This is a genomic window from Bradyrhizobium sp. WYCCWR 12699, assembly GCF_032144035.1.
GTDB lineage: Bacteria > Pseudomonadota > Alphaproteobacteria > Rhizobiales > Xanthobacteraceae > Bradyrhizobium.
In genome coordinates this window covers 741,111-755,540 of the sequence record NZ_JAVTJN010000030.1, presented here as the reverse complement: position 1 = coordinate 755,540, position 14,430 = coordinate 741,111, and the positions used below count along the sequence as shown (strand labels likewise).

Genomic DNA, 14,430 nt, shown 5'->3' with positions numbered 1-14,430 from the left:
CAAACCGCTCGACTTCAATTATGGAATGCTGACCGACCCGGGTTCCCGCGAGGTTCCCGATCAGACGGCCAGCCGCCGCGCGGCCGCGAGCCCTGCCAGCGCCTCGTCGAGCTTGTCGCGATCGAGCGGCTTGATCAGAAAGCCGGTCATGCCGGCTTCGAAGCAGGCATAGCGATCCTCCACCAGCGTATTGGCGGTGAGCGCGAGGATCGGCGTGTGGTGGCTGCCCGTGGCGGCCTCATGCGCGCGGATCCGCTTCGTCGCCTCGATGCCGTCGAGCTGCGGCATCTGGATATCCATCAGCACGAGATCATAGGGGGTACCGGCCGATGACGCTGCAAGCCAGGATTCCAGCGCGGCCTCGCCGTGCACGGCGATCACGACGCGATGGCCGAGCTTCGTCAGCAGCGAGCGCATCAACAGCGCGTTGATCTCGTTGTCCTCTGCGACGAGGATCGACAGGCCCTTTGCTTGTGGCCCGCCCTTAGCTTCAGCCGGTGGTTCCGGCGCGAGATCGGGCGAGGCGACCTCCGGCGTCAGCGAAAGGCGCGCGGCGAGCGAGGCCGCCCGCAGCGGCTTCACCAGAAAGCCGGTGAAGGCCGGCGACAACTTTTCATGGCGCGAGCTCGACGTCAGCAGGACGAGGCGCTGCGGCGCATGCGCGCGGGCCATGTCGCCCAGCTGGTCGGCCAATTCAGGGCCGATCGCGCGATCGATCAGCACGACGTGCCATGAGCGCTCGGGCAGCAGCGCTTCGGCGACGGCGGCGTCCGCAACCATGCAGGTCTGGCCGCCCCAGCGCTCCAGGCGCCGCGCAATCAGCGAGGCTTCGATGCCGTCGGCGACGAGCAGGATCGACTTGCCGGCGAGGTCGGGGCTCGGAAAGGCCGTCTGTCCCGCGCGGGCTTGCGACGGCGGAAGCGGCACCGCGATCTCGAAGGTCGAGCCCTTGCCCGGCTCGCTTTCGAGCGTGATCCGGCCGCCCATGCGCCTGACGATGCGTTCGCTGATGGCAAGCCCGAGCCCGGTGCCGCCATAGGTGCGGGCGATGCGCTCGTCGGCCTGCTCGAATTCGCGGAAGATGCGCTGCTGCGCTGCCGGCGCAATGCCGATGCCGGTGTCGCGGACCAGGAAGCTGATCTCGTTCGGCCAGATGCCGGGCTCGACGATCAGCGCGACGCCGCCGCTGCCCGTGAACTTGATGGCGTTGCCGGCGAGGTTGAGCAGCACCTGGCGCAGCCGCGCGGCGTCGCCGACCACTTCCAGCGGCAGCCGCTCGTCGACATAGGCCGCGATCTCGAGCGACTTTGCCTGCGCGCGCGGCGCCAGCAGCTCGGTGATCTCCTCGACCAGGACCGAGAGCGCGAAGGGACGCTGCTCGAGATCGAGCTTGCCCGCTTCGATCTTGGAATAGTCGAGCAATTCCTCGATCAGCGCCATCAAGGCCTCGCCCGAGGTCTTGACCGCTTTGGCATAGGTTGCCTGCTCCGGCGTCAGATTGGTGTCGAGCAGGAGCCCGCCCATGCCGATGATGCCGTTGAGCGGCGTGCGGATCTCGTGCGAGGCCATCGCGAGGAAGCGCGATTTGGCGCGGTTGGCGGCGTCGGCCTGGTCGCGCGCGTCGGACAAGGCGCGCTCGGTTTCGGTGCGGTCGGTGACGTCGCGCCCCACGCTCTGCAATTCGGCGGGCTGGCCGGCATCGAGGCGGACATAACCCTCGCGCCAGGCGATCCAGCGCGCGCCGAGCGGGGTTGCGATCTTCTGGTCGTGAATACGCGTGCCGTTGCTCTCGCGCGCGCTGTCGCCCTGCTCCAGCACGTCGAAATCAAAACGCGTGCCGACCAGCGCGCTGCGCTTTTGTCCCGCGAGCGCGCAATAGGCCTCGTTGGCAAAGGTGATGCGGCCGTCGGTCGCGCGCAGCACGATGAGATCGCCCTGCTGCTCGAACAGGCTGCGGGCGCGTTCTTCCGCTTCCTTCAGCTCCCAATTGCGGTCGATCAGGGTTTCGTTGTGGGCGGCGAGGCTCCGCAGCCGCTTGGCCACGAAGCGCAGGCGCATGCTGAGCGTCGCAAGGCCGAGGCAGGCGATCGCGAACAGCAGGCTCGCGCCGATCGCGAAGGCATGGGGATCGTAGCCGGAGTTTTCCGACCGGCTGCCGGAGACGAAACCATAGGCGCCGCCGAAGGTCGCCGAGAAGATCATGAAGGAGCGGATCGCGAAGGCGATGCGGGGGTGCTGTCGCCTGAAACGGCGCATGCGCACCTTGATCCGGAACGTCCGACCCATCGCCAACCGACCTTTGTCTCAAACCCGCCGCCGCGTGCGACGATGTCGCCTCGACCTTGCGAACAGTTTGAGGCTTTGCTGCTGCCTCCAAACAGGGTTGATGAGGTGTTAACCCCTCAGAGCGAGGCGGCCTGGAGATGGCGATGGCTGCCGCGGGCGCCGACGATCAGCGCCGCCGCCTCGCGCTGCGTGAACGACTTCGAACGCACATAGATGCGGTAGTCCGCCGGCCCTTCGGTGGAGAGATAGATCACCTGGCCGCCATCGACGGGCTGCGCGGCAATCGAGACGAGGCGCGAGGAGGGATTGGCCTGGCAGGAATCCGGCTCGGAACCGAGGCCGTCGTCCACCACGGTGAAGTCCGCCGCGTCGGCATCGTCGGTGACTTGCACCCGGACCGTGGCCCGTTCCGGATCATCGGTGAAGGCGACATGCACGCCGGCGGTCCAGAACAGCGACGTCAGCTCGACCGAGGTGTCGCCGAGGGCGATGCAGGGATGCGAGACCGATCCGATCTCGGCGCGGGCAAACACCGCCGCCGCCAACAGGGGAACAACCGAGGCCAGGATCTTGAAACGCAACATGACACTCTACTCGCCGGGCCCTCGGGGAACTCGAAACCGAAATCAGCGGGCCTTATGGTTTGCAGAGCGTAAAGGAAACTCGTTACCGCCGGGTTGATGCGCGGAATGATCAAGCCAGCTGCCGCACATCCTCCGCGAGTGCGCGATAGGACAGCGCTTCGGCGAGATGCAGCCGGCCGACCTTGTCGGCATGATCGAGGTCGGCCAGCGTGCGCGCCACCCGCAGCACGCGGTGATAGCCGCGCGCCGACAGCCGCATCGTCTCGGCGGCGTCGCGTAGCAGTTTTGCGCCTTGCGCATCCGGCTTGGCGATCTCCTCCAGCACCGAGGCGGGCGCCTCGGCATTGGTGCGGACGTTGGGCAGGCCGGCATCCGCGTAACGCGCGAGCTGGATGTCGCGCGCCGCCGCCACGCGCGCCGCGACCTCGGCTGAGCCTTCCGCCGGCGGCGGCAGGATCAGATCGGCCGCGGTCACGGCCGGCACTTCGATGCGCAGATCGATGCGGTCCATCAGCGGGCCCGAGATGCGCGCCTGGTAGTCGCCGGTGCAGCGGTCGATGCGGCCGCGCTTGCAGGCATAGCCGGGCTCGAACGCGTTGCCGCAGCGGCACGGATTCATCGCCGCGACCAGCATGAAGCGGGCAGGGTAGGTGACGCGGTGATTGGCGCGCGACACCGCGACCTCGCCGTTCTCCAGCGGCTGGCGCAGCGAATCCAGCACGCGCGGATCGAATTCGGGCAGCTCGTCGAGGAACAGCACGCCCTGATGCGCCAGCGAGATCTCGCCGGGCTTGGCGCGTATGCCGCCGCCGGTAAGCGCGGCCATGCTGGCGGAATGATGCGGCGAGCGGAACGGCCGCCGCGCCGTCAGCGCGCCGCCTTCGATCTCGCCGGCAACGGAGGCGATCATCGAGACCTCGAGCAGCTCGCCCGGCGACAGCGGCGGCAGGATCGAGGGCAGGCGCGCGGCCAGCATCGACTTGCCGGCGCCGGGCGCGCCGATCATGAGCAGGTGATGCCCGCCGGCCGCCGCGATCTCCAGCGCCCGCTTGGCGCTTTCCTGACCCTTGATGTCGCGCAGGTCGAGCGTGGACGCAGCAGGCTCGTGCACCTTCGGCAAGGGCCGCGACAGCACCTGCGTGCCTTTGAAATGGTTGGCGATCTGGATCAGCGAGTGGGCTGCGATGATCGGGATGTCCGGGCTCGCCCACGCCGCTTCGGAGCCGCAGGAGGCCGGACAGATCAGCCCTTCCTCGCGCATATTGGCGCCGATCGCGGCGGGCAGAACGCCGGCCACGGGTGCGATCGAGCCGTCGAGGCCGAGCTCGCCGAGCACGGTGAAGCCCGTCAGCGCATCCGGCGGGATCGCCCCGATCGCCGCCATCAGGCCGAGCGCGATCGGAAGGTCGTAATGGCTGCCTTCCTTGGGAAGGTCGGCCGGCGCCAGATTGACGATGATCCGCCGCGCCGGCAACGCCAGCCCCGAGGCGATCAGTGCCGAACGCACCCGCTCGCGCGCCTCCGACACCGCCTTGTCCGGCAGGCCGACGATGGCGAAGGCCGGCAATCCAGGCGCGACCTGGACCTGCACGTCGACCGCGCGGGCCTCGATCCCCTCAAAGGCGACGGTGGAAACCCGCTGAACCATGCTCAAACCAGCCTGCCCCCTCTCGCACAATTAGGGGTAGCAGAGCTTGGCCCTCTCCGCAAGAACAATACAGGAACATTCGAGGAGGGCGAGCAACCCCTAACCGATCGTAAACGCCAAGCCGACACACCGCCTCAAATGCGAGCTTCTCCCCTCAGCACATTCCAACGAATGTCCGTTACTCCTAGGGCCGCGGGATGGGCCGTGGTCTAACGGGTGAACAATTCAAATGCTTGCAAATCGCCGGAGAAGCGAACGTCGGGTGTGCAGCCGGCTCGCCAAGATCCATTTTGGCGCGGGCTCGCTGCCGCGGGACTGCACGATCACGGATATCTCGGATGGCGGCGTGAAGGTCGTGGCGGAGTTTCTGGAAGTGCCGCCGCAATTCACCATCATCTTCGCGCCCGACTATTCCCGGCAGTGCCGCCTGCGCTGGCGCATCGGTTGCGAGTTCGGCGCTGAATTCACCGATTGAGACGCAAGGGCCCTTCGTCCTTAACGGGACTTTAGCGTTAATCGGTAAGCATCTCTGATCAGTTGCCGAGTGATCAGAGTATGTCCAAGCGTTCGTCCCTCGCCTTCCCCCCGGCGAGATTGCTGCTTCCCGCCCTCCTGGTGCTCGGCCTCGGCGGCTGTCAGACCACTGGCATCGAGGATGTCACCGGGGCGCTCGGCGGCAAGCAGGAGTCCGCCGCCAAAGCCGACGCCAGGCCGGAGATGGACGCGCTTCGCGAGCGTTACCGCGCCAAGCCCAGCGATCCCGCCATTGCGCTCGAATACGGCAAGGCGCTGCGCGAGACCGGCCAGCGCGCGCAGGCGGTCGCGGTGCTGGAGCAGGCCGTGCTCGCCCATCCCAGCAACAAGGCGCTGCTCGCCGGCTATGGCCGTGCGCTTGCCGACAGCGGCAATTTTCAGCAGGCCTTCGACGTCCTCAGCCGCGCGCATACGCCTGAAGATCCCGACTGGCGGATATTATCGGCGCAGGGCGCCGCGCTCGATCAGCTCGGCCGCAATGAAGAGGCGCAGCAATATTACGCAAGCGCGCTGAAGATCGTGCCTGATGAGCCGCAGGTTCTGTCCAATCTCGGCCTGTCCTACATGCTGCAGAACAAGTTGCCGCGGGCCGAACAGGTGCTCGGCCGCGCCCATCAGCGCAATCAGAAAGACGTGCGGATCCGTGCCAACCTCGCCCTCGTGCTGGGATTGCAGGGACGCCAGGCCGAGGCCGAAATCCTCGTCAAGGCGGATTTGCCGCCGGATCAGGCGGCGGAAAAGGTCACGGCGCTGCGCCAGCTGCTGGCGAAGAAGCAGCAGCAACGGGCCGAGAAGTAGCCCGGCCTTCTTGCCTACGAGGCCTTGCGATGCGGGGCCGATGGGCGGCCCGACCGGCCCTTCAGCTTCTTCAGCAGCGGCTCGAGCAACGAGCGCTTCGGCTTCCTCACCTCGCCGCGGCCGGCGAGGCGGTTCGCCATGTTCTGAAACAGCTCGGTAGTGCGGTGGTTCTTGGAGACTTCCGCGATCATCTGGCCGTTGTTTGCCGCGGTCGAGAACAGCTTCGAATCGAACGGGATCACCGCGATCGGCTGGCTCTCCATGGTCTTGGCGAAGGCCTTGACGTCGATCTCCGCGCGCTTGTGCATGCCGACCTGGTTGAGGCAGTAGAGCGGCGGCCGGTCGTTCGGTCGCGCCGCTTTCAACACGCTCAGCATGTTCTTGGTGTTGCGCAGGTTCGCAAGATCGGGCTCGGCGACGATGACGATGTCGTCGGCGTTCACCAGCGCGCGCCGCGTCCAGCCGGACCATTGATGGGGGACGTCGAGCACGATGCAGGGTGTGGTCATGCGCAGCGTGTCGAACACGGCGTCGAAGGCTTCGGCGCCGAAATCGTAGACGCGGTCGAGGGTCGCCGGCGCGGCGAGCAGGCTGAGGCGCTCGGTGCATTTGGCGAGCAGGCGCTCCATCAGCGCCGTATCCGGCCGGTCCTGCGATAGCACCGCATTGGCGATGCCCTGTACCGGATCCTGGTTGTAATCGAGGCCCGCGGTGCCAAAGGCGAGATCGAGGTCGATCACGACCGAATCGAGCGACAAATCACGGGCGATGGTCCAGGCCACGTTATGCGCGACGGTGGACGCGCCGACGCCCCCCTTGGCGCCGACCACAGCGATGACACGGCCGGTGATGATGGTCTCGGAGGCCGAGAACAGGCTGCAGATCGAGCGGACGACGTCGAGGGTCTCGACCGGTCCGACCACATAGTCGTTGACGCCGCGGCGCACCAGCTCGCGATAGGGCGCCGTGTCGTTGGGATTGCCGATCACCACCACGCGGGTGCCGGGGTCGCAGACGCCGGCGAGGTCGTCCAATCCCTCGAGAATGTCGCGCGTGCCGTCGGATTCGATCACGATCACGTTCGGCGTCGGCATCGACTCATAGACTTCGATCGCCGCGGCAAGGCCGCCGTCCTTGGCGGTGAGATGCGCCTTGGCAAGCCGGCGGTCCTGACCGGCCGCGGTCACCGCTTTGAGCGTCTGCTCGGTCTCGCAAAAGGCCTGCACCGAGATGCGAGGAACCGGCGCGATGTGTTCCTCGGGATGTAGCGAATCGTCCGCTTCTTCGTCGTGGATGCCCGTCATTTGCCTGTGTCGCTCAGCTTTGCCTTGTCGGCGTCGGGATTGGGAGTCGAGATCGCAGTGCCCTTGCGATAGCGCTCGAACGCGATGTCGCGCCGCGCGGTATAGGCTGGCGTCTCGGATCGTGGCTGCTCGAGATCGGCGGGGTTGTCGATCATTGCCGCGAGGTTGCGCTGGCTGGCGCAGCCGAGATTGAAAAAGGGCCGGTTCTCGTTGTAGCCGGGGTCGAGGATGTTGGGCCCGACGTCTTCCGGCCACAGCCCGCAGGGGCCGGCCACCGCGGCCATCCTGGAATAGCTCAGGCGAATCGTGGGCAGCAGCCCGGGATCTTCAGGGCGATAAGGATGCTGCACGATGGCACGCGACGGCACGCCGCCGGATGCGAGCACAGAGCGGATCTCCTGATAGGTCGCGGCCGCCGCGCGCGAATTCGCGCTGTCGACGGGAACGTCGACGACGACGGAGCCGGTGCCTTCCCGCACCCAGTCCCGCGCAACGCCCGCGACATCCGAATGCTGCGCAGCAGAGAGGCCGCCCCGCGCCTTGCCGACGAAGATCACGATCGACTTCTTGCCCTCCTGCACCGCGATCGGGTGACGCTGGCGGTAATCGGTCGGGACCGTCTGGGTGACGATGTCGCCGGTGGTGTTGCAGGCACCGAGCATGACGGACAGGCCCGTCAGTGCCAGCGCGATCCCAAAGCCGCGACGTCGATCGGCTGATGTTGTCGTCATCGCCTGGTCCCCTCTTGCCCCGTTCCTTGCCCCGATCCCCAGACCGTTCGTCTCAGTCGATGATGAACCCGAAATCTCCGGGCGTGCCGGCGACCGGATCGACAGGGCCCGCGACGCCGTAGAGGCGATTGACCCGGCCGAGCAGCGCCCTTTGTGCGTCCGAGGCAGGCGCAAAGCCGTCGTCGGGCCGTGACAATTCCTTCTGGGCGACGGCGCGCACCACATAGGGCGTCACGATCACCATCAGCTCGGTCTCGTTGTTGACGAAGTCCTGGCTGCGGAACAGCGCGCCGATGATCGGTACCTGGTCGACGCCAGGCAGTCCGTTGATTGCCTGCTTGGTCTGCTGCTGGATCAGGCCGGCCATCGCCATCGAGCCGCCCGAGGGAATTTCCAGGGTGGTTTCGGCGCGGCGGGTCTGGATCGAGGGAATGGTGATCGAATTGCTCGAGGTCGAGGACACCGCCTGGGTCAAGGTGATCGAGTTGGTGTTCGACAGCTCCGAGACCTCGGTCATCACGCGCAGGCTGATACGGCCTTCGCTGAGCACGACCGGGGTGAAGTTCAGCGAGATGCCGAACTTCTTGTAGGTGACCTGGGTGGTGCAGACGTGAGTGACCGGATCGCAGGCATAGCCTCCGGGAATCGGGAATTCGCCGCCGGCAACGAAAGTGGCGGATTCGCCCGAGATCGCCGTCAGGCTCGGTTCGGCCAGCGTGCGCATGACACCGGCACTTTCCATCGCGCGCATGGTGGCGCTGACGGTGGCGATGCCCTTGGCGAGCCCGGCGACGCCGAGCCCGTTGCTGCCGACGATCGGGCCGCCCGAGACCGAGAACGGGTTGGAATTGTTGAAGTTCACCACCGCGGTGCCGGCGTTCAGGCTGGCGCTGAGATCGACGCCGAGCTGCTTGACGATGTCGCGGCGCACTTCGCCGACGACGACCTTGAGCATCACCTGGTCGCGGCCGCGCACGACGATGTTGTTGACGACCTTGTCCGATCCGCCGACCAGCTTTGCGGCGACGTCGCCGGCCTGCTGCGCCTCGACCGGGCTCGACACCGAACCGGTCAGCATCACGCTGTCGCCGACACCTTCGATCTGCACGCCCGGCAGCGACTGGCGCAGGGCCGCGCGCATGCCGTTGAGATCGCGCTTCACCGCGATGTCGTAGGAGGCGACCTGCTGGCCGTCGGCGGCGAAGAACACGACGTTGGTCTGGCCGACCTGACCGCCGATGATATAGGCGCGCTGAGCCGAGCGGATGACCGCGTTGGCGATCTTGGGATCGGCCACCAGCACGTCCTTGACCTCGCGGGGCAGGTCGATGACGACGGATTTGCCGATACCGAGCGAGAGAAAACGCGTCCGCGCCGACGCCATCGTCGCGACCGGCGACACGCCGAGATCCGGCGCCTGCATCGGTGCCTGGTCGCCGACCGGCGCGTCCGCTGCCCTGACGCAGTCGGAGGCTGCGAGCAGCCCCAGCATCAGCATCGCCCCAGTCCAGAACGAGCGTGCGCGCTTCCCCCGAATGCGCGCGCCCGTCCGATTGTCCCCGTACTTCATTATGTCCCCATCACTTCTGTGACGTCAGTTGCCGCGTCTGCACGCCGTAGCGGATGACGTTGACGCCTCCGGAGCGCTTGGCTCCCTGGTCCTCGACCGTGACTTCCGTCGCGTTGGCATCGACGATGCTCCGCAGCGCAAGCTGCAGCGTGCCGCCCTGGCGCGCGGCCGACAGCGTGGCGACCTGGTCGGGCTTGAGCTCGAGCGTGACGGTCTTGCCGACCACGGCGTTCTGACCGTCCTTCTCCTTCGGCGCCTGGTCGATCGCGAGCACGCGGATATTGGTCAGGATGACCTCGGATAGGATGAGGTCGTTGCCGCCGGTCGGGCCGTTGGTATCGGGATTCTTCAGGCGGCGGGTCAGCACGATGTCGACGCGGTCGTTCGGCAGGATGAAGCCGCCGGCGCCGGTTTCGGCTGAAATCTCGGTTGAAACGGCGCGCATGCCGGAGGGCAGGATCGCGGCCATGAAGCCGGAGCCTTCGGCCTTGACCAGCTTCTGCTCGCGGATCGGCTCGCCCTGCATCAGCGGGACGCGCGCGATCGAGCCGGCGATCTGGCTCGCGGCCTCGGGCCTGCTGTCACGGCGGATGAAGGCGCTGCTCGCGGTCGCCGCCGGCCAGGTCTGCCATTGCAGATCGTCGGGCTTGAGCGCCTGGCCGAGCTGGATGTCGTTCTTGGCGATGAGGACTTCGACCGTCGGCAGTTTCTCGGCGACGGCCACAACGGGCGCTGGGGCATTCTGATAGCCGCTCGCCAGATAGGCAGCGACGCCGCCTGCAGCCAACGCGATGACGAGAACGACAATGCGTGCGGTGTTCATACGCTTTACTCATACGCGGGGCACTCGAACCGCACCTGGCGGGCCCCCCCGTGTCGATGAGTAGGGAGTAAAAGTATAAGGGGTCTTGCGAGGCCGAACGCGCCCGCCGGTCACGCCGGGGTCTTTCGGCAGATGGTGAACGTCCCGTTAGCCGGTCGGCCGGCGGCCCCGTAGATTCACGTAAGCGCGCTCGTGCGTTCGCACGAGCCCGAGCGCGTCATGGTGAACGGGTGGTTAGTGAGGGGACGGCGTGGAGAGAGAGTGCGGGCTCTCCAGTAAGAATCACTTCTTCCGCTTCTCTTCGATCACGTCCCAGATCTTCGCCGCGACATCCGGGCCGCCGAGCCGTGCAATCGCGCGGATACCCGTCGGCGAAGTCACGTTGATCTCGGTGAGGTTGCCATTGATGACGTCGATGCCGACGAACAACAGGCCGCGCTCGCGCAAGGCCGGGCCGACCGTGGCGCAGATCTCGCGTTCGCGCGGGGTGAGCTCGGTCTCCTGCGCCGCGCCGCCGCGCACCATGTTGGAGCGGAGGTCATCGGCGGCCGGCACGCGGTTCACCGCGCCCGCGAATTCACCATTGACCAGGATGATGCGCTTGTCGCCGTGCTTCACCTCGGGGATGAACTGCTGGATCACCCACGGCTCCCTGAACGTCACCGAGAACATGTCGAACAGCGAGCCGAAATTCATGTCCTGCGGCATCACGCGGAACACCGCCGCGCCGCCATGGCCGTGCAGCGGCTTCATCACGACGGCACCATGCTTGTCGCGAAACGCGTTGATCTCATCTAAGTCGCGCGAGATCAGCGTCGGCGGCATCAGCTGCGGGAAGTTCATCACGAACAGCTTTTCCGGCGCGTTGCGCACCGAGGCGGGATCGTTGACGACAAGCGTCTTCGGATGGATGCGCTCGAGCATGTGCGTGGAGGTGATGTAGGCGAGGTCGAACGGCGGATCCTGGCGCAGCAGTACCACGTCGAAACCGTTGAGCGCTTCGCGCCGGGGCTCGCCGAGGGTGAAATGATCGCCGGGCTCGTCGCGCACGGTCAGGAGCTGAACGGGAGCGACGATCTCCTCGCCGACCATCGAGAGCTTGTCCGGCGTGTAATAGGACAGGCCATGGCCGCGCTTCTGCGCCTCCAGGAGCAGCGCGAAGGTGGAATCGCCCTTGATGTTGATGCGGGCGATGGGGTCCATCTGGACGGCGACGTTCAGTTTCATGGTCTGCCTTTCAGGTCGAGGCGTCGAATGCTGCCAACACATGGCGCGGAAGTGAGCGCGGTGCAATCAGCATGGCGTCGAATCGCAATTCGAATTCGGCATGCTCGGGATGCGCCACGAGCCAGCCTTGCGCGGCGTCGATGATGCGCTGCTGCTGGCGCGGCGTCACGGCGAAGGCGGCATCGTCGAGGCTGGCGCGAGCCTTGACCTCGACGAAGGCGATCAAATTGCGGCGGCGCGCGACGATGTCGATCTCACCATGCGGCGTGCGGTAGCGCTTGGCGAGGATGCGGTAGCCCTTGGCCATGAGATAGGCGGCGGCGCGGCTCTCCGCGGAGATGCCGGTGCGGAACGCGGCGACGCGCTCGGGCGAGGCGACCTTCGGTTCCCTGGGGACTTCAGCCTTCGCCATCGCCGCCCCGCAAATCTTTTGCGAGCTCGAGCGCGCGGGCATAAACCTCGCGGCGCGGCCGGCCCGAGAGCGCGACCGCATGCGCCACCGCGTCCTTGACGCTGTGCGCGGCCAGCTGCTCGCGCAGGAGCTCGTCCAGCGCATCCGGTGTCAGCACCTCGGCGTCATCAGCCGGCGGCGCGATCACCAGCACGAATTCGCCGCGCGTCTCCAGCCCGTCGGCATCGCGGGCCAGCTCGGTCAGCTTTCCCCGCGAGATCTCCTCATGCAGCTTGGTCAGCTCGCGGCAGATCGCGGCCTCGCGCGTGCCCATGATCTCGGCGAGCTCGGCGAGCGTGTCCTGCACGCGGTTGCCGGAGTCGAACATCACCAGCGTCGCGTCGATGCGGGCGAGCTCGGTCAGGCGCGCGCGGCGCGCGGCGGATTTCGCCGGCAGAAAACCCTCGAAGAAGAACCGGTCGGTCGGCAGCGCCGCAACCGACAGCGCCGCCAGCACCGAGGACGGCCCGGGCAGCGCATAGACGGCGTGGCCCGCGGCGCAGACCTCGCGCACCAGCTTGAAGCCGGGATCCGAAATCAGTGGCGTGCCGGCGTCCGAGACCAGCGCGACCGAGCCGCCGGCCGCAAGCGCCTCCAGGATTTTGGGACGGGCGGCCTCGGCGTTGTGCTCGTGATATTGCTTGAGCTGCGCGGTGATGGCGTAGCGCTCGGTGAGGCGCCGGGTGATGCGGGTGTCCTCGCAGGCGATGACATCGACGCCGGCCAGCGTCTGCAGCGCCCGCAGCGTGATGTCGCCGAGATTGCCGATCGGGGTTGCGACCAGATGGAGGCCCGGTGCGGCCTTCGGCGCCGGGAGCCGATGGGCGTCAATGGAGAAGCCGCGCGAGGCGGCGTCTTGGGCTTCAGGCGTATTTATCGGGGCCGGCTTTGCGCGCATAATGAAGTCAACTTAGGCACGATCCGCAGGGCTTGGAACCAGCTCCTGGAAAAAGATCGTGCCGAGGTGAGGGGTGAGGAAGGACTGGAATGTGATCCGACAAGCATCACATTCGAAGGGAATGAAGCATCAGCGTCATATTCACGGCGAAAACGCCGCCTTGATGCTGGATGACGGACGGTGGACAGCTAGCCAGGACTTTGGGGTGCGGCCGCGTTAAGCGATCATTATCCTTTTGTTTTAGTTAACTATTTGCCGACAATATGCCTGAATCCGCGGCCTTAGTCGCGGGACGAGTGTTGTGACCGGCTGGCGATCGCTGGTCAGAAGAGAAGCTGCCATGGTGGGCCCGCGCGATTTGAAGTCTCCCGTCCAGGGGCCCCCGATGTCAGGGGCGACCCGCCGGAGCGCGCTCGGCCTGTTGCTTGGCGCGCCCCTGCTGTCGGCCTGCGCCGGCGTGCAGCAGAGCCTCAGCCAGTTCTCCAACCCGTTCTCGAGCTCGGCGCCGCCCGCCCAGCCGGCAGGTCCCCCGCAGCAGGCGACCACCGCCGGCACCGGCGGCGTGAAGGTCGCCGTGATCCTGCCGCTGTCGGCGGCCGGCAATGCGGGCCTAGCCGCGCAATCCATGCGCAACGCCGCCGAGATGGCGCTGGCCGAGTTCCAGAACCCGAACATCCAGCTCCTGATCAAGGACGACAATGGCAGCCCGCAAGGCGCACAGGCGAGTGCGCAGCAGGCCGTCGACGAGGGCGCCGAGATCATCCTCGGACCGCTGTTTGCGCAGTCGGTGCCGGCGGTGGCGCAGGTCGCGCGCACGCGCGGCATCTCGGTGATCGCGTTCTCGACCGATTCCAGCATCGCCGGCCGCGGCGTCTATCTGCTCTCCTTCCTGCCGGAATCCGACGTCAACCGCATCGTTGAATATTCCGCCGGCATCGGAAAGCGCTCCGTCGCCGTGCTGGTGCCCGACAACGCCTATGGCAATGTCGTCGAGGCCGCGGTGAAGGCGGCGGTGCCGCGCCGCGGCGGGCGCATCGTCGCCTTCGAGAAATACGGCGCCGATCGCGCCACGCCGGCGCGCACCGTGGCGCAGCAGCTCGGCAGTGCGGACGCGTTGTTCATCGCCGATGACGGCGATGCCGTGGTGACGGTCGCCGATGCGATGACCGCCGCGGGCGCGAACCTGCGCAACATCCAGCTGCTCGGCACCGGCCTGTGGGACAATCCGCGGGTCTATGCCAATGCGAGCCTGCAAGGCGGCCTCTACGCCGCGCCCGATCCGGCCGGTTTTCGCGCCTTTTCGGGCCGCTACCGCACCAAATACGGCGCCGAGCCGATCCGCACCGCGACGCTGGCCTATGACGCCGTCGCCCTCGTCGCCGCGCTCGCGCGCACGCAGGGCACCACGCGCTTCTCGCCCGACGTGCTCACCAACCCCTCCGGTTTCGCCGGCATCGACGGCCTGTTTCGGTTCCGCGCCGACGGCACCAATGAGCGCGGGCTCGCGGTGATGAAGGTGACGCAAGGCGGCGGCGTTGCTGTCGCGGGTTCGCCGAAGAGCTTTGGGGCGTAGCTC

General features: G+C 66.9%; 13 protein-coding genes. 3 read left to right on the top strand and 10 right to left on the bottom strand.

Annotated features, from left to right (window positions below):
• Positions 1-60: 60 nt before the first annotated feature.
• The 3 genes from RPS27_RS14295 to RPS27_RS14285 form a co-directional block, all read right to left on the bottom strand.
• Positions 61-2,286 (bottom strand): PAS domain-containing hybrid sensor histidine kinase/response regulator, encoded by a 2,226-nt coding sequence (locus RPS27_RS14295; RefSeq protein ID WP_212064744.1) that lies wholly within the window; start codon positions 2,284-2,286, stop codon positions 61-63.
• A gap of 116 nt (positions 2,287-2,402) precedes the next feature.
• Positions 2,403-2,870 carry a hypothetical protein gene (locus RPS27_RS14290; RefSeq protein WP_212064746.1) on the bottom strand — a complete coding sequence of 156 codons (468 nt, stop codon included), beginning with the start codon at positions 2,868-2,870 and terminating at the stop codon, positions 2,403-2,405.
• Positions 2,871-2,979: 109 nt separating this feature from the next.
• Entirely contained in the window at positions 2,980-4,518 is a 1,539-nt protein-coding gene (locus RPS27_RS14285; RefSeq protein WP_313754080.1) for a YifB family Mg chelatase-like AAA ATPase, read from the bottom strand.
• 229 nt (positions 4,519-4,747) lie between these two features.
• Here RPS27_RS14285 and RPS27_RS14280 point away from each other — a divergent pair, with 229 nt between their 5' ends.
• Together RPS27_RS14280 and RPS27_RS14275 are read left to right on the top strand one after the other, a co-directional pair.
• Positions 4,748-4,993, top strand: coding sequence for a PilZ domain-containing protein (locus tag RPS27_RS14280; protein ID WP_011083489.1), 246 nt, complete (start codon positions 4,748-4,750; stop codon positions 4,991-4,993).
• Positions 4,994-5,073: 80 nt separating this feature from the next.
• Positions 5,074-5,850: a tetratricopeptide repeat protein gene (locus RPS27_RS14275; protein WP_313754079.1), complete on the top strand. Its 777-nt coding sequence runs from the start codon at positions 5,074-5,076 to the stop codon at positions 5,848-5,850.
• Positions 5,851-5,864: 14 nt separating this feature from the next.
• On the opposite strand, the gene RPS27_RS14270 is transcribed toward RPS27_RS14275, so the two are convergent.
• The 7 genes from RPS27_RS14270 to rsmI form a co-directional block, all read right to left on the bottom strand.
• Complete coding sequence (locus tag RPS27_RS14270; protein WP_313754078.1) at positions 5,865-7,154, bottom strand: CpaE family protein; 1,290 nt, start codon at positions 7,152-7,154, stop codon at positions 5,865-5,867.
• Positions 7,151-7,885: a CpaD family pilus assembly protein gene (locus RPS27_RS14265; protein ID WP_212064844.1), complete on the bottom strand. Its 735-nt coding sequence runs from the start codon at positions 7,883-7,885 to the stop codon at positions 7,151-7,153. Before RPS27_RS14265 ends, RPS27_RS14270 begins: the two co-directional genes overlap by 4 nt.
• Positions 7,886-7,937: 52 nt before the next feature.
• Positions 7,938-9,455 carry a type II and III secretion system protein family protein gene (locus RPS27_RS14260; protein ID WP_211416562.1) on the bottom strand — a complete coding sequence of 506 codons (1,518 nt, stop codon included), beginning with the start codon at positions 9,453-9,455 and terminating at the stop codon, positions 7,938-7,940.
• A 10-nt stretch (positions 9,456-9,465) separates the two neighbouring features.
• Positions 9,466-10,278 carry a Flp pilus assembly protein CpaB gene (cpaB, locus tag RPS27_RS14255; protein ID WP_211415222.1) on the bottom strand — a complete coding sequence of 271 codons (813 nt, stop codon included), beginning with the start codon at positions 10,276-10,278 and terminating at the stop codon, positions 9,466-9,468.
• Between the two features lie 282 nt (positions 10,279-10,560).
• Positions 10,561-11,505 (bottom strand): glutathione synthase, encoded by a 945-nt coding sequence (gene gshB / locus RPS27_RS14250; RefSeq protein ID WP_194405243.1) that lies wholly within the window; start codon positions 11,503-11,505, stop codon positions 10,561-10,563.
• A 10-nt stretch (positions 11,506-11,515) separates the two neighbouring features.
• The gene (locus tag RPS27_RS14245; RefSeq protein ID WP_313754077.1) at positions 11,516-11,917 is read right to left on the bottom strand and encodes a YraN family protein; all 402 of its coding nucleotides are present in this window, start codon (positions 11,915-11,917) and stop codon (positions 11,516-11,518) included.
• A complete protein-coding gene (gene rsmI / locus RPS27_RS14240; RefSeq protein ID WP_212064845.1) occupies positions 11,904-12,854 on the bottom strand; it encodes a 16S rRNA (cytidine(1402)-2'-O)-methyltransferase in 951 nt (316 codons plus the stop codon). Before rsmI ends, RPS27_RS14245 begins: the two co-directional genes overlap by 14 nt.
• Positions 12,855-13,194: 340 nt before the next feature.
• On the opposite strand from rsmI, the gene RPS27_RS14235 reads away from it, so the two are divergent.
• Positions 13,195-14,427, top strand: a complete 1,233-nt coding sequence (locus tag RPS27_RS14235) for a penicillin-binding protein activator (protein WP_211415226.1) — start codon at positions 13,195-13,197, stop codon at positions 14,425-14,427.
• Positions 14,428-14,430: the final 3 nt, after the last annotated feature.